The sequence below is a fragment of the Aeromonas veronii genome (assembly GCF_040215105.1).
Classification (GTDB): Bacteria; Pseudomonadota; Gammaproteobacteria; order Enterobacterales; family Aeromonadaceae; genus Aeromonas; species Aeromonas veronii_G.
Window position 1 is genome coordinate 3670215 of the sequence record NZ_CP157875.1, and the last position, 22819, is coordinate 3693033.

The 22819-nt window shown below is 62.1% G+C and carries 20 protein-coding genes; 9 read left to right on the forward strand and 11 right to left on the reverse strand.

Features of this window, described 5'->3' with window-relative positions:
- Nucleotides 1-20 precede the first annotated feature (20 nt).
- Complete coding sequence (gene trmB / locus ABNP46_RS16910) at nt 21-734, reverse strand: tRNA (guanosine(46)-N7)-methyltransferase TrmB (RefSeq protein WP_349919375.1); 714 nt, start codon at nt 732-734, stop codon at nt 21-23.
- Nucleotides 735-994: 260 nt separating this feature from the next.
- On the opposite strand from trmB, the gene ABNP46_RS16915 reads away from it, so the two are divergent.
- A complete protein-coding gene (locus ABNP46_RS16915; RefSeq protein ID WP_349919376.1) occupies nt 995-2062 on the forward strand; it encodes a M28 family metallopeptidase in 1068 nt (355 codons plus the stop codon).
- Between the two features lie 249 nt (nt 2063-2311).
- Nucleotides 2312-3493, forward strand: coding sequence for a PLP-dependent aminotransferase family protein (locus ABNP46_RS16920; protein ID WP_349919377.1), 1182 nt, complete (start codon nt 2312-2314; stop codon nt 3491-3493).
- Nucleotides 3494-3583: 90 nt separating this feature from the next.
- On the opposite strand, the gene ABNP46_RS16925 is transcribed toward ABNP46_RS16920, so the two are convergent.
- Nucleotides 3584-5116: an EAL domain-containing protein gene (locus tag ABNP46_RS16925; RefSeq protein WP_349919379.1), complete on the reverse strand. Its 1533-nt coding sequence runs from the start codon at nt 5114-5116 to the stop codon at nt 3584-3586.
- 288 nt (nt 5117-5404) lie between these two features.
- On the opposite strand from ABNP46_RS16925, the gene ABNP46_RS16930 reads away from it, so the two are divergent.
- The gene (locus ABNP46_RS16930; protein WP_349919381.1) at nt 5405-6310 is read left to right on the forward strand and encodes a TIGR01777 family oxidoreductase; all 906 of its coding nucleotides are present in this window, start codon (nt 5405-5407) and stop codon (nt 6308-6310) included.
- Between the two features lie 114 nt (nt 6311-6424).
- On the opposite strand, the gene ABNP46_RS16935 is transcribed toward ABNP46_RS16930, so the two are convergent.
- Complete coding sequence (locus tag ABNP46_RS16935; RefSeq protein ID WP_349919382.1) at nt 6425-8866, reverse strand: ABC transporter permease; 2442 nt, start codon at nt 8864-8866, stop codon at nt 6425-6427.
- Entirely contained in the window at nt 8863-9576 is a 714-nt protein-coding gene (locus ABNP46_RS16940; RefSeq protein WP_349919383.1) for an ABC transporter ATP-binding protein, read from the reverse strand. The genes ABNP46_RS16935 and ABNP46_RS16940 overlap by 4 nt, the downstream gene beginning before the upstream one ends.
- Before the next feature lie 240 nt (nt 9577-9816).
- Between ABNP46_RS16940 and ABNP46_RS16945 the strand changes: the two genes are divergently transcribed.
- Complete coding sequence (locus ABNP46_RS16945; RefSeq protein WP_349919384.1) at nt 9817-10440, forward strand: arylesterase; 624 nt, start codon at nt 9817-9819, stop codon at nt 10438-10440.
- 94 nt (nt 10441-10534) lie between these two features.
- Here ABNP46_RS16945 and ABNP46_RS16950 read toward each other — a convergent pair whose 3' ends face one another.
- From ABNP46_RS16950 to ABNP46_RS16960, 3 genes are all read right to left on the reverse strand, one after another.
- A complete protein-coding gene (locus ABNP46_RS16950) occupies nt 10535-11479 on the reverse strand; it encodes a chemotaxis protein CheV (protein WP_349919386.1) in 945 nt (314 codons plus the stop codon).
- Nucleotides 11480-11821: 342 nt separating this feature from the next.
- Nucleotides 11822-12922 carry a porin gene (locus ABNP46_RS16955; protein WP_349919388.1) on the reverse strand — a complete coding sequence of 367 codons (1101 nt, stop codon included), beginning with the start codon at nt 12920-12922 and terminating at the stop codon, nt 11822-11824.
- Between the two features lie 324 nt (nt 12923-13246).
- The gene (locus ABNP46_RS16960) at nt 13247-13657 is read right to left on the reverse strand and encodes a CBS domain-containing protein (RefSeq protein WP_349919390.1); all 411 of its coding nucleotides are present in this window, start codon (nt 13655-13657) and stop codon (nt 13247-13249) included.
- A 154-nt stretch (nt 13658-13811) separates the two neighbouring features.
- Here ABNP46_RS16960 and ABNP46_RS16965 point away from each other — a divergent pair, with 154 nt between their 5' ends.
- From ABNP46_RS16965 to ABNP46_RS16975, 3 genes are read left to right on the forward strand one after another with little or no spacing between them, the layout of a single operon-like run.
- Nucleotides 13812-15722, forward strand: a complete 1911-nt coding sequence (locus ABNP46_RS16965; RefSeq protein WP_349919391.1) for an ABC transporter ATP-binding protein — start codon at nt 13812-13814, stop codon at nt 15720-15722.
- Nucleotides 15715-16176, forward strand: a complete 462-nt coding sequence (locus ABNP46_RS16970; RefSeq protein ID WP_349919392.1) for a DUF2390 domain-containing protein — start codon at nt 15715-15717, stop codon at nt 16174-16176. The genes ABNP46_RS16965 and ABNP46_RS16970 overlap by 8 nt, the downstream gene beginning before the upstream one ends.
- Nucleotides 16170-17024: a 23S rRNA (adenine(2030)-N(6))-methyltransferase RlmJ gene (locus ABNP46_RS16975; RefSeq protein ID WP_349919394.1), complete on the forward strand. Its 855-nt coding sequence runs from the start codon at nt 16170-16172 to the stop codon at nt 17022-17024. The genes ABNP46_RS16970 and ABNP46_RS16975 overlap by 7 nt, the downstream gene beginning before the upstream one ends.
- Nucleotides 17025-17092: 68 nt before the next feature.
- On the opposite strand, the gene ABNP46_RS16980 is transcribed toward ABNP46_RS16975, so the two are convergent.
- On the reverse strand, nt 17093-17314 hold the full coding sequence (locus ABNP46_RS16980) for a hypothetical protein (RefSeq protein WP_349919395.1): 222 nt from the start codon (nt 17312-17314) through the stop codon (nt 17093-17095).
- Nucleotides 17315-17492: 178 nt separating this feature from the next.
- Between ABNP46_RS16980 and ABNP46_RS16985 the strand changes: the two genes are divergently transcribed.
- Complete coding sequence (locus ABNP46_RS16985; RefSeq protein WP_349919396.1) at nt 17493-17855, forward strand: DUF2061 domain-containing protein; 363 nt, start codon at nt 17493-17495, stop codon at nt 17853-17855.
- Nucleotides 17856-17961: 106 nt separating this feature from the next.
- Nucleotides 17962-18555, forward strand: a complete 594-nt coding sequence (locus ABNP46_RS16990) for an MliC family protein (RefSeq protein ID WP_349919397.1) — start codon at nt 17962-17964, stop codon at nt 18553-18555.
- Nucleotides 18556-18631: 76 nt separating this feature from the next.
- Here the strand turns inward: ABNP46_RS16990 and putP are convergent, their stop codons facing one another.
- From putP to ABNP46_RS17005, 3 genes are all read right to left on the reverse strand, one after another.
- Nucleotides 18632-20140, reverse strand: a complete 1509-nt coding sequence (putP, locus tag ABNP46_RS16995) for a sodium/proline symporter PutP (protein ID WP_349919398.1) — start codon at nt 20138-20140, stop codon at nt 18632-18634.
- A 271-nt stretch (nt 20141-20411) separates the two neighbouring features.
- Nucleotides 20412-21338, reverse strand: coding sequence for a L,D-transpeptidase family protein (locus tag ABNP46_RS17000; RefSeq protein ID WP_349919400.1), 927 nt, complete (start codon nt 21336-21338; stop codon nt 20412-20414).
- A gap of 159 nt (nt 21339-21497) precedes the next feature.
- Nucleotides 21498-22754, reverse strand: coding sequence for a mechanosensitive ion channel family protein (locus tag ABNP46_RS17005; RefSeq protein ID WP_349919402.1), 1257 nt, complete (start codon nt 22752-22754; stop codon nt 21498-21500).
- Between the last annotated feature and the right edge of the window lie 65 nt (nt 22755-22819).

The following is a 22819-nucleotide window of genomic DNA, read 5'->3' on the forward strand; positions in this document are numbered from 1 at the left end:
TTAGGTTAGTTGACGGGTGATTAGCTAACGCGCTTGAAAATCAGATCCCAAACCCCGTGCCCCAGACGATGGCCACGTTGTTCGAATTTGGTCAGGGGACGCCACTCGGGACGGGGCACCCAGTTGCCGCTCTCGGCCGTGTTCTCGTAGCCTTCGGCGGCACTCATCACTTCCAGCATATGCTCGGCATAGTTTTCCCAGTCGGTGGCCATGTGGAAGACGCCACCGATGGCCAGCTTCTGGCGAATATCCTGAGCGAAGGCGGGTTGCACGATGCGGCGCTTGTGGTGGCGGCTCTTGTGCCAGGGATCCGGGAAGAAGAGCTGCAGGCAGGCGAGCGAACCGTTCGGGATCATGTGCTCAAGCACTTCCACCGCATCGTGGCAGATGACGCGCAGGTTGGTGACGCCGGCCTCCTGGGCGGTACCCAAGCAGGCACCTACGCCCGGGGAGTGCACCTCGATGCCGATGAAGTTCTTCTCGGGGGCATTCTTGGCCATCTCCACCAGGGAGGCGCCCATGCCAAAGCCAATCTCCAGCACCACGGGTGCCTCGCGGCCAAACAGCGCCACCATGTCCAGCGGCGCCGGTGCGAAATCGATGCCCATGACCGGCCAGAGTTCTTCCAGGGCCTTCTCCTGCCCCTTGGTCAGGCGGCCTTCGCGACGGACGAAGCTGCGAACCTTGCGCATGAACTTGCCGTCTTCGTTAAACACATCTTGGGTCACAGACATAGTAAATAGCTCGTTATCTCATCGCGCTGGATCCCAGGCGACATTAATGGATTGCTCGTTATTGCATCAGCGCGCAAAAACCGGGGAGCGAATTATCCCAAGATAGGCCCAAGGCGCAAGTGTTTCGCGCAACAAATCCCCCGTCATCGACCATTTCCGCCCTCCTGATTGACAAATGCCGCCCCACTCACAGAATCTGCCGGGGGTCGGGTGCATCCTGACTGCTGATAATAAAGCCATACACAACAAAGGATTGCAGTATGAAGAAAACCCTGCTGACCCTGGCCATCGCGACCCTGCTGGCCGGGTGCAACCCCTCGGACAACGACTCACAACCTCCGGCGCCCGCCCATCAGGCCCATGAGTATCTGGTGCAGCTGAGCTCCGGCGCCGAGGGCATCGGTGCCCGTCCCACGGGCACCGAGGCGGAGACCCGCGCCGCCGCCTGGATCCAGGATCTCCTGACCGGCTGGGGCTACGAGGTGCAAAACCAGCCCTTCACCTACACCCGAAGCGGCGCCAGCAAGCAGTCCCAGAACATCGTTGCCGAACTCAAGGGTCAGAGCGACAAGGTGATCCTCATCGGCGCCCACTATGACAGCACCGGTGAGAAGAAGGGTTCTGAAGGGGCCACCGACAACGGCGCCGGGGTGGCGGCCCTCCTGGCGGTGGCCGAGGCCCTCAAGGGCCAGACCCTGCCCTACACGGTCCGCTTTGCCTTCTTCGGGGCGGAAGAGAACGGCCTCAACGGCTCCAAGGCCTATGCCGCCAGCCTGGACGCGGCCGCTACCGCCCGGCTGCTCGCCATGGTGAACTATGACACCATCGCCGGCGGCGACATCGTCTACGTCCACTCAGCCCACTCGGACGTGGCCGAGTACAGTTGCGCCGATCCGAGCCGCTACAGCTTCGATCCCAAGGTGCGGGATCGCCTGCTGGCGCTCTCCAAGAGCACGGCGACCCCCTTCGCCATCCACCCGAGCTACCCCGGCTATCCGGAAGGGGAGACCGGCAGCTGGTCGGATCATGCCCCCTTCGCCTGCCTCGGGGTGCCCATCGCCTACGTGGAGGCCACCAACTTCACCATCGACGGGGAAGATGGCTACGACGGCTACTCCCAGAGCACCCATCCGGCGCTGTGGGACTGCTACGACGAGGCAACCAAGAGCGCCTGCGATCGGGACAGCGAGACCCAATGGGGCAAGATCTGGCACACCGAGCACGACCGCCTCGACAAGATGGCCGAACTGTTCCCGGGCCGGGTTGAGCAGCAGCTCGGCGCCAACACGGATCTGATGATCCGCTTCCTCAAGGAGCCCGGGCTCTGAACGCTGGGCGATGATCCGCCCCCGCCTGCCAGCGAGGGCTGAGCGGTGAACGCCCATCGCTTGAGCAAGCCCCCCGGCAGAGGGATTGACGTTCTTTGGGCCGGGGGAAGCCATAAAATATGGGCAGGTGCCAAACCTGCCCTTTTTTATGGATTTTTGTGACAGCCATTGCCTCATTTCTCAAATCTGATACAAACGGATAACGTGGCGGTTGAATGGAATGACCGCCCCCTAGTCAGAGAGAACCTTATGCAGCCGTTTTTCGCCCAGCGCTTCGAGAAAGTCGAACCCTCCTTCATCCGTGAAATCCTGAAAGTTGCCGCCAATCCGGAGATCATCTCCTTCGCCGGCGGCCTGCCCAATCCCCATCTGTTCCCGGTCAAGGCCATCGATCAGGCCTGCCAGGACGTGTTGCGCGAGCAGGGTGCTGCGGCCCTGCAATACGCCACCACGGAAGGCTTCGCCCCCCTGCGCCAGTACATCGCCGACCGTTACCTGAGCCGCCACGGCATGGAAGTCAATCCGGACAACATCCTCATCACCAGCGGCTCCCAGCAGGCGCTGGACCTGCTGGGCAAGGTACTGGTGAACGAGGGGCAGGATCTCATCATCGAGGAGCCGGGCTACCTCGGCGCCATCCAGGCGTTTTCCGTCTACCAGCCGCACTTCAAACCCATCACCCTGGGCGAAGAGGGACTGGATCTGGCCGCGCTGGATGCACTGCTGGAGCAGGGCTCGAACGCCAAGCTGCTGTACGGCGTGCCGAACTTCCAGAACCCGAGCGGCGTTTCCTACAGCCGCGCCAACCGCGAGGCCCTGGCCGAGCGACTGGTGCGTCACGAGCTGCTGATGGTGGAAGATGATCCTTACGGCGAGCTGCGTTTCGAGGGGGAACACCTGCCCCCCATCGCCAAGCTGGCACCGAACAATACCGTGCTGCTCGGCTCCTTCTCCAAGACAGTGGTGCCGGCGTTTCGTCTCGGCTGGATGCTGGTGCCGGACTGGCTGCGCAAGAAAGTCACCATCGCCAAGCAGGCCACCGATTTGCACAGCAACGCCTTCAGCCAGCAGGTGCTGCACCGCTTCCTGACCGACAATTCCCTCGATGCCCACCTCGAGAAGATCAAGGAGGTCTACGGTCGCCAGCGCGCCGCCATGGAGGCCGCCCTCGGCCGTCACTGCCCGCCTGGGGTCAGCTACACCCGGCCGGAAGGGGGCATGTTCCTCTGGCTGACCCTGCCCAAAAGCGTCAGTGCCATGGCCCTGTTCGACGAGGCCATCAAGGAGAAGGTCGCCTTCGTACCCGGTGCCCCCTTCTACGTTCGCCCCGAAATTCAGAACACCCTGCGCCTGAGCTTCTCCTGCGTAGATGAAGCCACTACGGAAGAGGGCATCAAGCGGTTGGCCCGCGCCCTCGCCCGCATGCTCTAACCCCTCTCGAATGCAAAAAGCCAGCGACCTGGGTCGCTGGCTTTTTTATTGGCGGCCAGGTTAACCGCGCCATGAGCACGTCCTGCCTGCTCAAGAGGTCAGCTCGCCGATGAAGGCCTTCATCGGCATGGGCCTGCCGTAGAGATAGCCCTGCTGGAAGGTCACCCCGTGCTCGCGCAGGTAGGCGGCCTGCTGCTCGTTTTCCACCCCTTCCGCCACCAGCTGCAGACCGAGCCGGGTCGCCAGATCGATGACGTTCTCGACGATGTGGCTGGAGAGCGCATCCGAGCCAATCATGCCGACGAAACTCTTGTCGATCTTGAGGAAGTCGACCTGGAAGGTTTGCAGGTAAGTCAGGCTGGAGTGACCGGTGCCGAAGTCATCGATGGCGATGAAGACCCCGAGTGCATGCAGCTCGGCGAACAGCCGATCGGTCACCTCGTCCGCGATAATCAGCTCCCGCTCGGTCAGCTCCAGCACCAGCTTGATGGGATTGGCCTTGAAGGCGTCGATGAAGTCGCGACAATCCTCCACCAGGCTGAGATCCTTGCAGTGGCTGGCACTGATGTTGAACCCAAAATGGAAGCCTTTGGGCAGGGTATGGACCCGGCCGCTGAACTGCTCGCGCACCTGCTGCATCAAGGAGCGGGTCATGGGCACGATGAGACCGCACTCTTCCGCCATGGGAATGAAGCGATCCGGCGCTATCATGCCCTGACGGGGGTGCTGCCAGCGCATCAGCACTTCGCAGCCGCTCCAGTGAACGTCTTCACCCGTCACCACGGGTTGCAGATAGGGAATGAACTCCTGCTTGTCCAGGGCGCGCCGAAACTCTTGCTGCGGTGAGGCGGCACGCCCCGTCAGCCAGAAGGCCCAGCAACCAAACAGCAGACTCAGCAGGGGATAGAGGATCAAACTGACTTTGGAGTAGTCCCAGACATGGGCGACATGGTCTTGGTTCGAAATGGCGGTGACCACCTTGAAGGGATACTTCCCGGACGCTAGCTCCATGTAGCCCTGAGTGTCAGGGGTGAGCAGTTGCTCGGTGAGCTGGCTGTCGCGCAGCAGCATCTGCGGACCCACCACCAGCCCGAGCGGCGAGTTGCGGCTCATCATATCCAGAATATTGAGCAGGTAGTAGCCATCCACCCCCACCAGCACACTGAACTTGCCCACCTCCTGGCGGTAGACGATGAGCGGCCGCTTCGGGGTCACCGGGTTGCCCCGCATGAGATCGAGCTTGCCATCCACATAGTCGTCAAGATCTATCTCCCCCTTGACCGGACCATAGAGAGAAGTGCAATAGATGGTCTCGCCCTCGGTCAGGTTGACGCTGCGCACATCCGGCACCGTCGCCACCTGATCCCGCAGTCCCTGCATGACCTCGAGACAAGGTTTGCCCGCGCTCCCCATCACAGCCGAGGCGGCCAGACTGGCATTGTCCAGGGTGCGATCAAACATGTCTCGAGCATGCAGCAAACGTTGTTGTGCATCCTGTGTCACCCCGTTCATGGTCTGCCAGATAACAATTGCAATCCCAAGCACCATGGGCAGCAAGCCAGCCAGCACGGAAAACACCAGACGGCGATAGTATTGGCGCACTCTCAGACGATGAAACGGCATAATCCCCCACAATCAAAACGGCGAAAAAAACAGCCAAGTTTACAGCCTGACATCGCCTTGGCAAGGAAGAACAGGTTCAACCGCCAGCTCGACTGGCATGAAACGCTCCTCAAATACACCTTGTAGACATATCTTTCCCGGCCAAATGCAATGAGTTCAACCCCTGTTGCAAGGCCGGACCAGTGAAGTACCCAACTCCATGAAAAATCATAACACTCGCAAAAACAGCCGCTTGTTCATCGAGGCCTGGCCCTCTAGAGTAGAGTCAACGACATCGGGAGGCTCGGCATGAAGATACTGATCACGGGGGGGACAGGGTTTATCGGCCGTCGTCTCGTGGCACACCTCAAGGTTGCCCACGAGGTATGGGTACTGACCCGCCAGGGCAGCCGCGCCTACGAGCTGCTCGGCCACGACGTCAAACTGCTGGACAACCTGGACCGGCTGGACGATCTCAACGACGTGGACATCGTCATCAACCTGGCCGGGGAACCCATCGCCGCAGGGCGCTGGAGCGAGCAGCGCAAACAGCAGCTGTGCAACAGCCGCTGGCTGCTCACCGAGCAGCTGGTCGATCTCATCAAGCTCTCCAACCGGCCGCCCCGGCTGCTGCTCAATGCCTCCGCCATCGGCTGGTATGGCCGCCAGGATGGCACTGCGCTGGATGAGAGCTGCCAGCAGCCCCATGACGAGTTTACCCACCAGCTCTGCCAGCGCTGGGAGCAGCTCGCCCTCCGGGCCAAAAGCCCTAGGACCCGGGTCTGCATCGTGCGCATCGGCCTGGTGCTCGGTCAGGATGGCGGTGCCCTGCCCAAGTTGCTGCCCCCCTATCGTCTCGGCCTCGGCGGCCCCATGGGTTCGGGCAAGCAGATGATGAGCTGGATCCACGTGCAGGATCTGGTGCGCGCCATGCTGTTTTTGCTGGAGCACGACGAGTGCGAGGGCATCTTCAACGGTACAGCCCCCGGCCCCGTCGACAACAACAGCTTCAGCCTGCGTCTGGCCCAGACCCTGCGCCGCCCGCACCTGCTGCGAGTGCCGGCCGCCGCCCTGCGCCTGCTGATGGGAGAGGCGGCGGATCTGCTGCTCACCGGCCAGCATGTGCTCCCCGCCCGCCTGCAACAGGCGGGGTTCCATTTCACCTACCCGGCCCTGCCCCAGGCGCTGGAGAATCTGCTGCGTACCCCACGCTGAACAGACAAAAAAATCCCGGCGCATGCCGGGATTTTTATGTGACGAAACAAAGGCGGATAGACAGCGCCTGGACCCGGTAACGGATGGCCGTCCAGGCCATCCGCACGGGCTTCGCTAGAGCAGCCCCTGCCCCAGTCCCCTGAGCCTGTCGCTCAGGGTCCCCGCCAGCAGTTGCCGCCGCATGCCCTGCCCGGCCAGGGTCACCAGCAGCGCCCCGAGCAGGGGCAGACCAGCCCAGATGGCCCAGTGGAACTGCCACTGACCGTCGAACCACCACCACTGCAGGCCGAAGGAGCAGAGCTCCACCACCATGGCGGCGCAGAGCCCCGCCAGCAGGCCGCTGGCCACCAGCTCCCAGCGCAGCATCTTCTCAAGCAGTTTGCTGCCGGCCCCGAGAGTGCGCATCAGCAGCAGCTCCCGGCGCCGGGCGGCCATGCTGGCCTGGGTCTGGGTCAGCAGCACCAGCAGGGCGGCGACCGTCACCAGCCCCAGCATCAGCCCGAGGGCACGGCTCACCTGATCCGAGACCACGGTGAGGCGGGCGATCAGATCCTCCACGTCGATGAGGCTCACCGTGGGATGACGGCGGATCAGCTCCACCTCGGCGCCCTTCCCCTCCGCGGGCAGGCGATAGCTGCCGAGCCAGGTCTGGGAGAAGGGGGCCAGCACGTCGGCGGAGAAGATCATGTAGAAATTCGGCCTCATGTTGTCCCACTTGATGGATCTCAGGCTGGTCACCCTGGCCTCGAAGTCACGCCCCTCGATGGTGAAACTGAGGATGTCTCCCAGCGCGATGCCCAGCTGACCCGCCAGCACCTCGTCCACGGAGACCTCTCCCTTGCCGCTGAACCACTGGCCCTCGGTCACCTCGTTGTCGGGGGGCAACCCCACCGTGGTGGTGAAGTTGAGCTCCCGGTTCACCCCTTCCCGCGCCGCGTCCTCCCCCACCGCCTGACCGGCGATCTGGGTCAGGCGCCCGCGCACCATGGGATAGAAGTCCGAGGTGACGGCACCGGCCCGGTGCAGATCCGCCACTATGCCCTCCCGCTCCTCATCGGCCACGTTGACCAGGAAGCGGTTGGGGGCATCCGCCGGCAAGCGGGCGGAGAAGTCGTCGAGCAAATCTACCCTGGCCGCCCACAGCAGGCCGAACAGCATGAGCGCCAGCGCGAAGCCCGCCAGCTGGAACAGACCACTGCCTCGCTCCCGGGAGAGATGGTTGATGGCGAGGCGCAAGGCATGGGGCCCCTTGACCCGGCGGCCGAGGCGCAGCAGGCCGGAGGCGAGCAGCGCCAGCAGCAGCATCAAGACTCCCATGCCGCCGATGAGGCCGAGGGAGAGCCTGGCATCGGCGGTGAAGCCCCACACCAGTCCAAACAGGCCGAGCAACCCCACCGGCACCGTCAGCCAGGGGGGGATCCCCGCCTCCAGCTCACGGCGCAGCACCCGCAGCGGGGGCACCTTGAGCAGACGCAGGAAGGGGATGAAGGCCAGTAGCAGGGTGATGAAGAAGGCCACCGCCAACCCCAGGGCAAAGGGACGCCAGGAGGGAGGCGGCAGATCCGCAGGCAGCAGATCCCCGAGCAGTTGCAGGGTCAGCCACTGCATGGCGCTGCCCGCCACCAGTCCGATGAGGGCCCCGATCAGGGTCAGAGAAAACAGCAGGCTGCCCATCAGTTGCCAGAGGGTGCGCCGGGAGGCGCCGAGGGTCTTCAGCAGGGCCACCATATTGGTCTGGCGCTCGGCGAAGTGGCGCACCGCTATGCCCATGGCCAGGGCCCCGAGCAGCACGCCCGCCAGTGAGGCGAGGCGGAAGAAGCGCTCCGCATTGGCCAGGGACTTGCCCACCTGGGAGCCCTGATCGTCCGGTTTGATCAGCTTCTGCCCAGCGCTCAGCTTGGGAGTGAGCCAGGCCTCATAGCTCGCGATAGCTTCTCGCGGCCCCTTGATGAGATAACGCCACTGCTGGCGGCTGCCCGGCAAGAGGGCGCCGGTCGCCTCGATGTCGGCACTGTGGATCAGCGCCCGCGGCGCCATCTGGAAGGGGCTGAAGCCCTGATCCGGCTCCTGGCCGAGTTCACCGGCGACCCTGAGGGTCGTGTTGCCCACCTCGAGCTCATCCCCGAGCCTGGCACCGAGCAGTTTCATCACCCGATCGGAGAGCCAGATTTCGCCGGGGGCCGGGGCCCGTTGCGGGCTGAGTTCCAGCTTGCCGTAGAAGGGAAACTCCGCCGGCACGGCCCGGATGGAGGCCAGCTGCAGGTTGTCACCGTGAAACAGCATGCTGTTGAAACTGACCGTGGTCTGCACCGCCAGACCGTTCCGGGCGGCCTGTTCGAGCCACTCCCCCTGCGCCGGGGTGGCCGTACGCAGCACCCGGTCGGCACCGATGAAGTCCCGCCCCGAGGCCTTGAGCCCCGCATCCAGCCTATCGGCCACCAGCGCCACACTCAGCACGCAGGCCACGCTCAGGGCCAGGGCCAGTACAAACCAGCGCAGTTCACCGCTGAAACCTTCCCGGCGCAGCAGTTTCAAACCCAGTCTCCACCTGCTCATGACGACTCCCTGACGCGGGCCACTTGCGACATGACCTCGGCCTCCAGCCGTCCCGCCGCCATCACCAGCTGCCGCTGGCAGCGCTGGGCCAGCTCATGATCGTGGGTCACCACCACCAGGGTAGTGTTATGTTCTCTGTTCAGGCGAAACAGCAGTTCGATCACCTTCTCCCCCGTCTTGCTGTCGAGGTTGCCGGTGGGCTCATCCGCCAACAGCAATTGGGGACGGGTCATGAAGGCCCGGGCGATGGCCACCCGCTGCTGCTCACCGCCGGAGAGCCGGGGCGGCAGATGATGCAGCCGCTCGGAGAGCCCCACCTCGGCCAGGAGCTCGCGGGCCCTGGGCTCGCAGTCCACCTCCCCGCGCAGCTCGGCCGGCAGCATGACATTCTCCAGGGCGCTCAGGGTCGGCAACAGCAGGAAGGACTGGAAGATGAAGCCCACCTGCTCGGCCCGCAGCCTGGCGCGCCCCTCCTCATCGAGCTGGGTGAGTGACTGGCCGAGGATCTCGATGTCGCCGCTGCTCGGCAGATCCAGCCCGGCCAGGAGCCCGAGCAGGGTGGATTTGCCGGAGCCGGAGGCACCGACCAGCGCCAGGGTCTCCCCCGTGTTGACCTGCAGATTGATCCCCTCGAGGATGCAGAGGCTCTCCTGGCCGAGGCTAACCGTCTTGCCCAGCCCGTTGACTGTGATGATGGGGGTTGAACTCATGTTGCGTTTCCTGTGTGCTTGGGCCCTGAATGGCGGTGAATGATGAGCGTTGAATTCATGGCATTATTCCTGTTTACTCGGACCCTTGCTGAAAATCCATACCGGCGAAACGGCAGGGCCATCATGACCTGGTCACGGACGTGTCGACGCCATGGCAGGGTGGCCGTCATCCTGCCCCTTGCCGATAATCCATAGCGCCTGATGAATCGGGCCTTGCATGACATGATGGGAGTTGAATCCATGGCGCGTTTTCTGCTGGCTTTGAGTTGCCTGTACTGCTGGGTGTCCTCGGTGCAGGCCCAGACCCTGCTGGTACTGGGGGACAGTCTGAGTGCCGGCTATCAGATGCAGGCCGAGCAGAGCTGGCCTGCCCTGCTCAATGAGAAGTGGCAGCAGCAAGGGGGCAAGCACAGGCTCATCAACGCCAGCATCAGCGGCGAGACGACCCAGGGCGGTCTGGCCCGCCTGCCTACCCTGCTCGAGGAGCACAAACCGGATTGGGTGCTGATCGAACTGGGGGCCAACGACGGCCTGCGCGGCTTCGCCCCGGCCATCACCCGGGCCAACCTGAGCAAGATGCTGGCGCTGACCAAGGCCAGCCAGGCCCAGACCGTGCTGACCCAGATCCAGCTGCCCCGCAACTACGGGGCTCGCTACCTGCAACAGTTCGAGCAGATCTTCCCGGATCTCGCCAAGGCCAATGCGCTGCCTCTGATGCCCTTCTTTCTGGATGATATTGCGCTGCGCCCTGAACTCATGATGAATGATGGACTGCATCCCACCGCAGAAGCCCAGCCGCAGATCCGCGATCGGGTCGCGAGTTTCATCGAGCCCCTGCTGGCCCAGTCACCCGCAAAAGGCTAACCCGCTCGTCGTCACGGACAGCAAAAAGCCCCCGCCAAGGCGGGGGCTTTTTCATGTCGCAACTCTATGTTGCAACCTGGGCGCGAGCGCGGGGTCAGGCCCCCAGGATCTGGCGCAGCCGCTCCTGGGCCACCCCCACCAGCAGGTCCGGTTGGAACTTGGAGATGAAGCGATCGCACCCCACCTTCTTCACCATGGCCTCGTTGAAGTTGCCGCTCAGCGAGGTGTTGAGGGTGATGAAGAGATCGGCCATGCGCGGATCGCTGCGCACCTCGTGGGTGAGGCGATAACCGTCCATCTCCGGCATCTCCGCATCGGTGATCATCAGCATGATCTCGTCGGTCACCTTCTTGCCCGCGTCACACCAGCCCTTGAGCAGCTTGAGGGCCTGCAGACCGTCCTGGCACTCGATCACCTCGAGTCCAAGCTGGGCCAGGGTCTCGCGCACCTGGTTGCGAGCCGTGCTGGAGTCATCGACGATGAGCACCCGGCGCCCCTGCATCTGGGGCAGGATATTGCGGTCGAGCACCTCGTTCGAGATGCGGATGTCGTAGGTGATGATCTCCGCCAGCACCTTCTCCACATCGATGATCTCGACGATCTGATCGACGTCCCCCTCGGGGATGCGGGTGATGGCGGTCAGGTAGTTGGAGCGACCGGCGGAGCGCGGCGGCGGCAGTATGTCCTTCCAGGTCATGTTGACGATGTGGGCCACCTGCCCCACCAGAAAGCCCTGAATGGTGCGGTTGTACTCGGTGATGATGAGGTTGGATTCACTGTCGATGGGCATGGGGCGCATGCCGATGGCGCCGCGCAGGTTGATCACCGGGATGGAGGCCCCGCGAATGTTCGCCACCCCGCTGATGTTGTGGTGGGCCCCCGGCATCTTGTTGAGGTGGGGCAGTTTGACCACCTCCCGCACCTTGAACACGTTGATTGCAAACAACTGCTGGGATCCCAGGCGGAACATCAGCAACTCCAGACGGTTCTCTCCCACCAGCTGGGTACGTTGATCCACTGAATCCAATATGCTCGCCATATAAAGCCCTTAGGTCCGTTGCCCGAGTGCCGCCCCGTCTCGGGACGCCAAGATACCAATAGGATCCGCATTCTCCCCTGCCGGGGCAACACGGTTCCAGATAGAAATAATGAAAAAGGTCGGGGAAAGATAGGGACTTGCGCCAGGGGCGTGATCTTCACCCCATCGCCGGCATGGCGTTGAACAAGCAGGCCCCAGTTCCCGCTATCCAGGGTTATCGACCAGAGTGGCGCAATACTGAACCGGGGATTTTCAAACCCGGTACCTGTCTGCCGCGCGCCCATAAAAAAACCGGCCGCGAGGCGGCCGGTTCAAAAATACAGTAGGCAGTCAGGGAATGACTTAGAAGTTGTACTGCAGTGCTACCGCTACGATGTCGTCGGTAGACTTGCCCAGGCTGTTCTTGCCGGTGGAGCCGACTTCGTCCAGCAGGTTGATCTTGTAATCAACGTAGGCGTTGAAGTTGTCGGTGAAGTTGTACCAGGCACCCACGGAGACGTACTCGGTGGAGGTGTCATCGATACCGTGGGCATCGTCTTTCACGTCAGTACGCAGGTAAGCCAGGGACGGCTTGAACTTCGGCGTGATGTTGTACTGCACGACGGCTTCGTAACCATCCATCTTCTCGGCGTAACCGCGCATGGCGCCGGTATCGACGAACATGTGGTCTTCACCGTGGGAGTAGGTGGCCGCCATATAGAGGTTGCCGGCAGAGTACTTGGCGCCCACACCGAACAACTTGGCATCGTCGTTGCCGCCGAAGCTCACGTTCTCGGACTGCTCGTCGGTCTTGCCAGCCTGGTTGTAGGCGGCACCCAGGCTCAGGCCCATGTCGAAGTCATAGTTGGCAGACAGGGCGTAACCTTCGGAAGAGCCTTTCGGGTTCCAGGTGCCGTTCGGGCCAACACGTTCGCTGCGGCTTTCGTTCTGCGGATCGTTGTTGCCGGTGAACTGGGCGCCCAGAGTCAGGCCCTGCCAGTTGTAGATGTACTGAGCCAGGGCGTTGTTACGACCGGTACCGAACACGTCGGTGTCCTTGCCCAGGCCGTCACCACCCCACTCAGGCAGCACGTCGGTGTAGTTGTTCACCGCTTTGGTGAACAGACCGTCCTGGCGACCGTAGCTGAAGGCACCGAAGCGATCGTGCTTGATACCGGCATAGCCATAACGCAGCTCGTCGTTGTCAGAACCGGACACCGGCAGGTTGTACTCGGCGAAGCCGAATGCGGTCAGCTCGTCGTCAATCTTGGTCTCGCCGGCAATGTGCAGACGCAGGTAGCTGGCATCGCCTTCGGCGTCGTTGTCATCGGTACCGTAGTACATGCCGTTGACACGGCCGCCGATGTCCAGCTTGGAGCCATCCTGATCGTAAACAGTGGCAGCTTGTGCGCCGCCAGCCAGCAGCAGGCTGGAGATGGCCATGGTCAATGCTGTCTTTTTCATTATTAGTTCCTCTGGTGTAAACACTCTCTATCAGACCTGTGCTCGGTCGTTTGATCGGGTTTATGTTCCGATGACCTAGGGTAGATCCGGAAACCTTGACTGGAACTGAAGCGACGGATGATTAATTCGAAAACACCACGAGAAGGCTATTTTTCCCGACACAAAGTGTCGCCACCATTGACATGTGTCGATATTTAAATCTAAAAAAATGAATTTAATCGAAGCAAATGAATGACCATGGAAGGGAAAGGCAGTCGTTTATATCGACAACCATAGCATCCCCATGGTGAGAAAAGCATCTCCTTTATGATGCCCCCTCGCCAATCAGATAGGCTCCCATGCCTGCATGACGCCGAGCAGATCTTTCCAGCTGACGATCCCCACCAGGGTGCCGTTTTCCAGCACCGGCAGACAGGAGACATGTTTCTCCAGCATCAGCCTGGCGGCCGCCTGCAGGGTCTTGTCCGGGGAGATGGTGACGGGGTGGCGGCTCATGATCTGGTGGGCGCGACGATAGAGGGTTTCGGTATCGCGGGTCATCTCCGCATCGGTATCCAGATAGGGGCTGATGGCCCGCAGCATGTCTCTGTCCGAGATGACCCCTACCAGCACGTCCTCCTCCAGCACCAGCAGGTGGCGAAAGTGGGCCGCATCGAAGATCTCCTTGATGACGTTGAGCCTGTCATCCATGGAAACCGTTGCGATCCGGGTCGTCATGATATCTCTCACCAGCATGCCTGCCTCCTGCTACCTGACTGATGTCTCTGTTATGGCACGTTTTTCTGTCCGCAACCAGTCGGCGCCCCCCGCCTCCAGTGCATATTGGTGCCATTTCACGTAAAATCCGCGCCAGTTTCTCCCTTTCATTCGAATCAAGCAGATCCAACCCATGATAGTTGCCAGTCAAATCGAACTGATCCGCGGCGGCCGCACGCTGCTGGACAACGCCTCCGCCACCATACATCCCGGCCACAAGGTGGGTCTGGTGGGCAAGAACGGTTGTGGCAAGTCCACCTTCTTTGCACTGGTGCGGGGTGAACTGGCCATCGACAACGGCAGCTTCAGCCTGCCCGTCGGCTGGCAGATTGCGGGGGTGGCCCAGGAGACCCCGGCGCTGGACTGCTCGGCCCTCGAATACGTGATCGACGGCGACAGGGAGTTTCGCACGCTAGAGGCCCGCCTCGCCCAGGCAGAGAAAGATGACGATGGCCTGGCGGTGGCAGAACTGCACGGCAAACTCGACACCATCGGTGCCTACAGCATCCGCGCCCGCGCCGCCGAGCTGCTGCACGGCCTCGGCTTTGGGGGCGATCAGCTCGCCTCACCGGTGAAGAGCTTCTCCGGTGGCTGGCGCATGCGCCTGAACCTGGCCCAGGCCCTGCTGTGCCGCTCCGATCTGCTGCTCTTGGATGAACCCACCAACCATCTGGATCTCGACGCCGTCATCTGGCTAGAGAAGTGGCTCAAGGGCTATCAGGGCACCCTGGTGCTGATCTCCCACGACCGCGACTTCCTCGACTCCGTGGTGAATCGCATCATCCACATCGAAAACGGCAAGCTGAACGAATACAGCGGCGGTTACTCCGACTTCGAACTGCAGCGGGCCGAACACCTCGCCCAGCAGCAGTCCATGTACGAGAAGCAGCAGCGGGAGATGTCCCACATGCAGGCCTATGTGGACCGCTTCCGCTACAAGGCCTCCAAGGCCCGTCAGGCCCAGAGCCGGTTGAAAGCCATGGAGCGGATGGAGAAGATCCTGCCCGCCCACGCCGACTCCGAGTTCAGCTTCGAGTTTCGCGAGCCCTCGGCCCTGCCAACCCCCCTCATCGCCATGGAGAACCTCTGCGCCGGTTACGGTGACAAGGTGATCCTGGAGAAGATCAAACTCAACCTGGTGCCGGGTTCGCGCATCGGCCTCTTGGGGCGCAACGGTGCGGGCAAATCCACCTTCATCAAGATGCTGTCCGGCAGCAACCCGCCCCTGTCAGGCAAGCTGGAGGTGAGCGCCGGGGTCAGCATCGGCTACTTCGCCCAGCATCAGCTGGAGACCCTGCGCCTCGATGACACCCCCCTCGATCACCTGGCGCGCCTCGCCCCTGACAAGACCGAGCAGGAGCTGCGCAACTACCTCGGCAGCTTCGGCTTCCACGGCGACAAGGCACTGGACAAAGTCGCCCCCTTCTCCGGCGGCGAGAAGGCGCGGCTGGTACTGGCCCTCATCACCTGGCAAAAGCCCAACCTCTTGCTGCTGGATGAACCGACCAACCACCTGGATCTGGAGATGCGCCACGCCCTGACTATGGCGCTGCAAGGCTTCGAAGGGGCCATGGTGGTGGTCTCCCACGATCGCCACCTGCTGCGCACCACCACGGATGACTTCTATCTGGTGCACGGCGGCCGGGTCGAGCCCTTCGACGGGGATCTGGACGACTACCACAAGTGGCTGGGCGAGCAGGACAAAGAGTCCAGCAACCGACAAGGGGACGCCCCCACCTCTGCCAACTCGGCGGTGGCGCGCAAGGATCAGAAACGGCGCGAGGCGGAATTCCGGCAAGCGACGCGGCCCCTTCGCCAGAAGCTCGAGAAGCTCGAGGCCAGCATGGAGAAGCTGCAAGCCAGGCTCGCCGATATCGAGAGCCAGCTGGCGGATCCCGCCATCTACGAGGAGAGCGCCAAGCCCAGGCTCTCCGAGCTGCTCAAATCCCAGGGGCCTCTCAAGGAGGAGCTGGAAGGGGTGGAACTCGAGTGGATGAGCCTCTCGGAAGATCTGGAGAGCCAGGAGCAAGCCTTCTTTGCGTGACATGGCGACCATGACAGACGAGCGGGTCCCCTGCCACGCGCTGCCGAGCCCGCTCGACTTCTGGAACTGGAGCGGCAAGCATTACGGCCAGCGCAGTCAGGACTGGTTGCAGGTGCAGACACTCGGCGGCAACGTCAATCTGGCCCTGCTGCTGCACCGGCTGGATCTGGACGACATAGTGGTGGATCTGGGGGCCCTGCAGCCGGCCCTGATCCAGACGGAGGCGGTGCTGACCCCCTGGCGCACCCTGCGCCAAAATGCCAAGTCCCGGCTCGATGAGAGCGAGTACCAGACCATGCTGGCCCACGAGCTGGAGCTGGAGCGACTGCAACAGGGCGTCTTGCTGCAAGCCCTGCGCGCCCTGCCCCTGTATCGGGGAGAGAGCCACAACCTGTTGAACTATCTAACGATATTGGGGGCCCAGCAGGGTCCCCTCAGAGACCTAATATGCTGAGCTATCGCCACGCCTTTCACGCCGGCAACCATGCCGACGTCCTCAAACACGCCGTCCAGGCCCTGATCATCGAGTCCCTCAAGAAGAAGGAGAAGCCCTTCATCGTGCTGGACACCCATGCCGGCGGCGGTCTCTACGATCTGCGCGGCGACTGGTCCCAGAAGAAGGCCGAATATGTCGACGGCATAGGCCGGCTGTGGGACGAGCGGAGCCAATGGGCCGCCATGGCCCCCTATCTGGGCGTCATCGGGGAGATGAACCAGAGCGGTGAGCTGCACACCTATCCCGGTTCCCCCGAGCTCTCCCGCCGTCTGCTGCGCGAGCAGGACAAGCTGGCGCTGATGGAGCTGCACAACAACGAGGTGGAGGACCTGCGCGCCAACATGGGTTATGACCCCCGCGTCGCCGTGCACCACCGTGACGGCTTCGAGGGACTGGTGGCCCTGCTGCCGCCGACTCCGCGCCGCGGTCTGGTGCTGATCGATCCGCCCTATGAGCTCAAGGAAGACTACTTCGCCGTGGTCGATACCCTCAAAAAGGCACAGAAACGCTGGGCGACCGGCATCTATGCGCTCTGGTATCCCATCCTGGGGCAGGAGGCGGACAAGTCCCGCGACATGCTCAAAGCCATCAAGCGGGAGAACTTCGGCAATGTGCTGGTGGCCGAGCTGGAAGTGGCGGGTCAGACCGCAGATTGGGGCATGAACGGCTCCGGCATGTTGATCATCAGCCCCCCCTGGATGCTGGCCGAACAGATCGAGGCTTTCTTGAAGCCCCTGTGCGCCAAGCTGGCCCAGGGCGCCGGCGCCCAGTACCGGGTGGAGTGGCTCAACAAAATCGAGGAATAACGCCTCGCCTGCACGTCAAAAAGCCCCTCGCGGGGCTTTTTTATTGGCCTGGGTTTCTTGGCTCAGCCTCATTGCAGTCCTGACGATTGAAGCACCGGCTTGTCCCGCCACAGGGCCAGGATCACCAGCGCCAGCAGCGCCATGGGCGGAAACAGGCAGAGGATGACGCACAGAATGGTGATGAGCTTGGGATGCTCGCTCTTGCGGCGCGCCAGCCGATAGGCGATAAAGCCGACGATCACCATCAGCAGCAGAATGAAATATGCAGCCAAGGTAGAACTGATATTCATGAAAACTCCTTTTTTCATGGAAAAAACCAGTGTAACAATCAGCGCCCCCCGGCAAGCCCCCATCTGGCAGCCACCACCAGACCGATAGTTTTTCCCTATCACAACAATAAATGAGAATTATTTTCATTTAACTGATTTCCGAGGCATACTCTTCTCATCACCAGAGGGAGTCATCATCATGCTCAAGACCATCAGCTTCGCCTGCCTGCACTTCACCGTCGCCTTCACTTTGGCTTACCTGCTGACCGGTGAGCTGCTGACCGCCAGCCTGATCGCCCTCGTCGAGCCCGCCGTCAACACGGTCGCCTTCTACTTCCACGATCTGGGCTGGCACAAGTTCAAGCCCAATCACAGCCTGCAGGCCAAGACCAGCAGCTTCGCCGTCGTCCACTTCTCGGTGGCCTTCGGGGTCGCCTACCTGCTGAGTGGCGAACTGCTCACCGGCGGTGTCATGGCCATGCTGGAACCCACCGTCAATACCGTGGTGTTCTTCTTCCACGAGCGGCTGTGGCGCGCCCGCCAGCAACCCGCCCTGGCCTGATCCTCCCCTTTCGCAGCAAGGGCCGCCTGGGGCAAGAAAAGCCTCGGCGGCCCCGCCAGATTGTGCTCTAGTATGCGGGTCGTCCCTCACGTTGGAGCCTTTTCTCATGAACAAGTTATTGCTTGGCACCCTCTTGCTGATGTCGCCGCTCACCCAGGCCGCCACCCCCTCCTTCGACTGCACCAAGGCTCACGGCAGCGCCGAGCAGCTCATCTGCCAGGATGCCGGTCTGGCCACCCTGGACAATGAACTCGCGGCCCTCTATCCCAAGGCCATCGCCAACTTCTCCCCCGAACAGGTAAAGACGGAGAAGGCGCTGCAGCGCGGCTGGATCAAGGGACGCAACGAATGCTGGAAGGATACGGCCCCCGGCAAGTGCATCGAAGCGAGCTACCAGACCCGTATCACCGAGCTGCAGATAAAGGGAGGCCAGCAGACGGTGCCCGCCCCCATCCTCTACCAATGCGGCAAGGATCTGACCGTGACCGCCTACTTCTACAACGACACCAAGTTGCCCGTCTCCGTCATCAACCTGGGGCCGGAGCAGCAGGTACTGGCCTATCAGGTGCCCAGCGGCAGCGGTGCCCACTACGAGGGACAGAACCTCAGCTTCTGGACCAAGGGCAAGGAGGCCATGCTCGAACGCTATGGCGAGCCCAAGCTCTCCTGCCAGGAATTGGGCAAGGGCAGCGACGAATAGACAACGCCATCACCATCATGAAAAAGCCCCGCAATGCGGGGCTTTTTGTTATCGACATTGACCTTGGCAAGCGGGGTTATTTCACCGCGACCGGCTCGAGGGCTGGCGTGTTGAACTCGCGCTCGGCTTCGTCGAAGCGATCCAGCATGGCCTTGGACGGAGCCTTGTCCAGCAGGCTGAACACCACGATGGCCAGGGCGGAGAAGAGGAAGCCCGGGATGATCTCATACAGACCCAGCCAGCCGAACTGCTTCCAGACGATGACGGTCAGGGCACCGACCAGCATGCCCGCCAGGGCACCGTTGCGGGTCATGCGCGACCAGAGCACGGAGAGCAGCACCACGGGACCGAAGGCGGCACCGAAGCCGGCCCAGGCATAGCTCACCAGACCCAGTACCCGGTTCTCCGGGTTCACGGCCACGGCGATGGCGATCACGGCGATCAGCAGCACCATCAGGCGACCGACCCAGACCAGCTCCTTCTGGGAGGCGTTCTTGCGCAGGAAGGGCTTGTAGAGGTCTTCCGTGATGGCGCTGGAGCAGACCAGTAATTGACAGCTGAGAGTACTCATCACCGCCGCCAGGATGGCGGAGAGCAGCACGCCCGCAATCCAGGGGTTGAACAGGATCTTGGAGAGCTCGATGAAGACCCGCTCCGGGTTGCCGGTGACGCCGGCCGCCTGCTCGGTGAAGGTGCTGAAGTAGGAGAGACCGAAGAAGCCGATGGCCACGGCGCCGCCGAGGCACAGCACCATCCAGGTCATGCTGATGCGACGGGCGCTGGCCATGGAGTGGTGGGAATCCGCCGCCATGAAGCGCGCCAGGATGTGGGGCTGGCCGAAGTACCCGAGGCCCCAAGCCATCAGGGAGATGATGGCGATGAAGTCCAGGTTCTTGAACATGTCGAGGTTGCTGGCGTTCTGCGCCGCCACCTGCACCATGGCGGTGTCGATGCCGCCGACGGCGATGATGACGAACACCGGGGTCAGGATCAGGGCGAAGATCATCAGGGTGGCCTGCACCGTATCGGTCCAGCTCACCGCGAGGAAGCCGCCGAAGAAGGTGTAGGTGATGGTGGCCGCGGCACCGACCCAGAGGGCGGTGTTGTAATCCATGCCGAAGGTGCTCTCGAACAGGCGAGCACCGGCCACCACGCCGGAGGCGCAGTAGATGGTGAAGAACAGCAGGATCACCAGGGCGGAGAGGATGCGCAGCACCCGGCTCTTGTCTTCGAAGCGGTAGGTGAAGTAGTCCGGCAGGGTCAGGGCGTTGCGGTTCTTCTCGGTGTGAACCCGCAGCCGACCGGCGACCCAGCGCCAGTTGAAGTAGGCGCCGATGACCAGGCCGATGGCGATCCAGCTCTCGGAGATGCCGCCGATGAAAACGGCGCCCGGCAGGCCCATCAACAACCAGCCACTCATGTCGGACGCACCGGCGGAGAGGGCGGTGACCCAGCTCCCCATGCGGCGTCCGCCGAGAATGTAATCGTCGAAGTTGCGGGTGGCGCGATAGGCGATGAAGCCGATCAGCACCATCCCGAGGATGTACACCAGGAAGGTGATAAGCATTGGGGTGCTAGCTGTCATTCAAAACTCCGTTATGTGACTTTGTACCCGTTCTGACGACGGGTTCTTCCTTAAAAACCGGCCTAGAGTAATCAGCAGATCCCATAAGCTCAACTGTTTTTAACAAATAAAAAACACAATAAAAACGTTTTACTGCTAACTAATTAACCACTCATGGATGAATTAGCCAGATATTATGCCACTGTCACAATGACTTATCCCAGCACCCAGGCTGGATGGACATAAAAAAGCCCAGGCCAGAGGCCGGGGCTTTTTTGTTGCACCGCGGGGATCAGCGGTTGATGGCGATAGGCATGCCACTGCGCTGTTCCAGCGCCTGTTTCACCAGCTGGGAATCGCTGTCGGCGTGGGCGATGAAACGAGTCACTTCAGGCGTCATGGGCAGGGGGGCCGGCATGCTGGAGTTGAACTCGGCCTCATCCCGGGAGAGGGGCTGGTGCACTTCCAGATAGCGGTGACCATCGGGTTCGAGGGATGCCTTCATCGGCTGGTTGATGAACTGCACGCGCGTACCGACCGGCACCTGCTTGAACAGGTACTCGATGTCATCGTTACGCAGCCGCACGCAGCCATGGCTCACCCGCAGGCCGATGCCGAACTGGGCGTTGGTGCCGTGGATGGCGTACATCTTGCCGATGTAGAGCGCGAACAGCCCCATGGGGTTGTCCGGGCCCGCCGGCCAGACCGCGGGCAGGGTCTCGCCACGGGCGGCGTATTCGGCATGCATCTTGGCAGTCGGGGTCCAGGTCGGGCCCTCTTTCTTGCGCTGCACGCTGGTCACCCAGTTCTCCGGGGTATCGGTGCCGAGCTGGCCGATGCCGATGGGCAGCACTTCCACCACCTTCTTGCCCTTGGGGTAGTAATAGAGGCGCATCTCCGCCACGTTGATGACGATCCCCTCCCGCGGCGCATCCGGCAGGATCAGCTGGTGCGGCACGACGAGCTTGTCACCGGCCTGCACCAACAGGGGATCCGCCTTGGGGTTGGCTTCCAGCATGTTGGTCAGCCCCAGCTGGAATTTGGCCGCCACCGTCTCCAGGGGCTGGCCGCCTTCCTCGGCGGGCACCACGTACTCCGTGTTCTCGCCCACCAGGCGGCTGTTGGCCGCAGGCAGGACATACTCGACGGCCAGGGCGGGTGCCGCAGCCAGGATGAAACTGCAGCAGAGCGTGGCGGCAGTGGCGTGAAGAAGCTTCATAGGATTCCCGTCATGGATAAGGTGAGTCAGTGCTCCGGCCCGATTGGGCGCGACAGGGCGCTCCAGGGGCCCGGAGAAGGCCGCCATTTTTCTCCCATGCGGGTAAAAATTCAACCGGCAAATGCGCGGATATTAAGCGCTGACCCATAACCCCGCCCCCTAGTCGTTGCCAGCCATCTCCCGTTGCCAGAGGCGCATATCATAACCTGTTGGCGATTGGTGCAACCGCAGATGAAACTGCCCGATAATGGCAAATAGGTGGTCGAAAATATCGGCCTGTATCCCTTCGTACTCGGCCCAGGCGGTGGTCGCCGTGAAGCAGTAGATCTCCAGCGGGATCCCCTCGCTGGTCGGGGCCAGCTGGCGCACCATCAGGGTCATGTCCTTGCGGATGTTGGGATGAGCCCGCAGATAGGCATCCAGATAGGCCCGCAGGGTCCCCAGGTTGGTGAGGTGACGGCCGTTGATGGGGTAGTTGATCGCCTCGCTGAGCTGCTGGTTGTAGCTGCTCAGCTCCTGCTCCTTGCGACTGAGATAGGGGGCCAGCAGCTTGGCCTGCTTCAAGGCCACCTGCTCGTCCGGCGTCAGGAAGCGCACACTGGTCATGTCGATGTTGACGCTGCGCTTGATGCGACGCCCGCCGGACTCCGTCATCCCCTGCCAGTTCTTGAACGAATCCGAGATGAGGGCGTAGGTGGGAATGGTGGTGATGGTCTTGTCCCAGTTTGACACCTTGACCGTGGTGAGACCGATGTCGATCACCTCGCCATCCGCCCCGTATTTGTCCATCTGCAGCCAGTCGCCGACGCTGAGCATGCGGTTGGCGGAGAGCTGGATGCCGGCGACCAGACCCAGGATGGGATCCTTGAACACCAACATCAATACCGCGGTCATGGCACCCAGACCGCTGAACAGGATCACCGGTGACTTGCCCAGCAACAGGGCAATCATCAGGATGCCCACCAGGATGCTGCCCACCAGTTTCACCCCCTGGAAGATGCCGCGCAGGGGCAGATCCCGCCCTATCCGGGTGTTGCGACTGAGGGAGAGCATGCAGTCGAGCAGGGCAAACAGGGAGAGCAGCAGGAACAGCAGGATCCAGAGCTGGGTCACGGTCTCGATCAGCATCAGGCTATCGGAGGCCCGTGGCAACCAGATCTCCGCCTGACCGAACATCACGGCCCCCTGCAGCACGAAGGCGAGACGGTGGAACAGGCGCTGCCGCAACTGGGGTGGCAACCACATCTGCTTGGTCTTGCCGAGCAGCGCCACCAGGCGCACCAGCAGCACCCGGTGCAGCACCAGGTGCAGCACCAGCGAGGTCAGGAGAATGAAACTCAGGGCAATCACCAGGGCCATCAGATTGCTGACTTCGATCCCCATGCTACCCAACCAGTGAAAAAACGCGTCTTTCATCCCAACCTCCACTCATGAAACAGCCTGTCAGGGTACTTATCTCGCCCGTCATGTCAAATGACAAA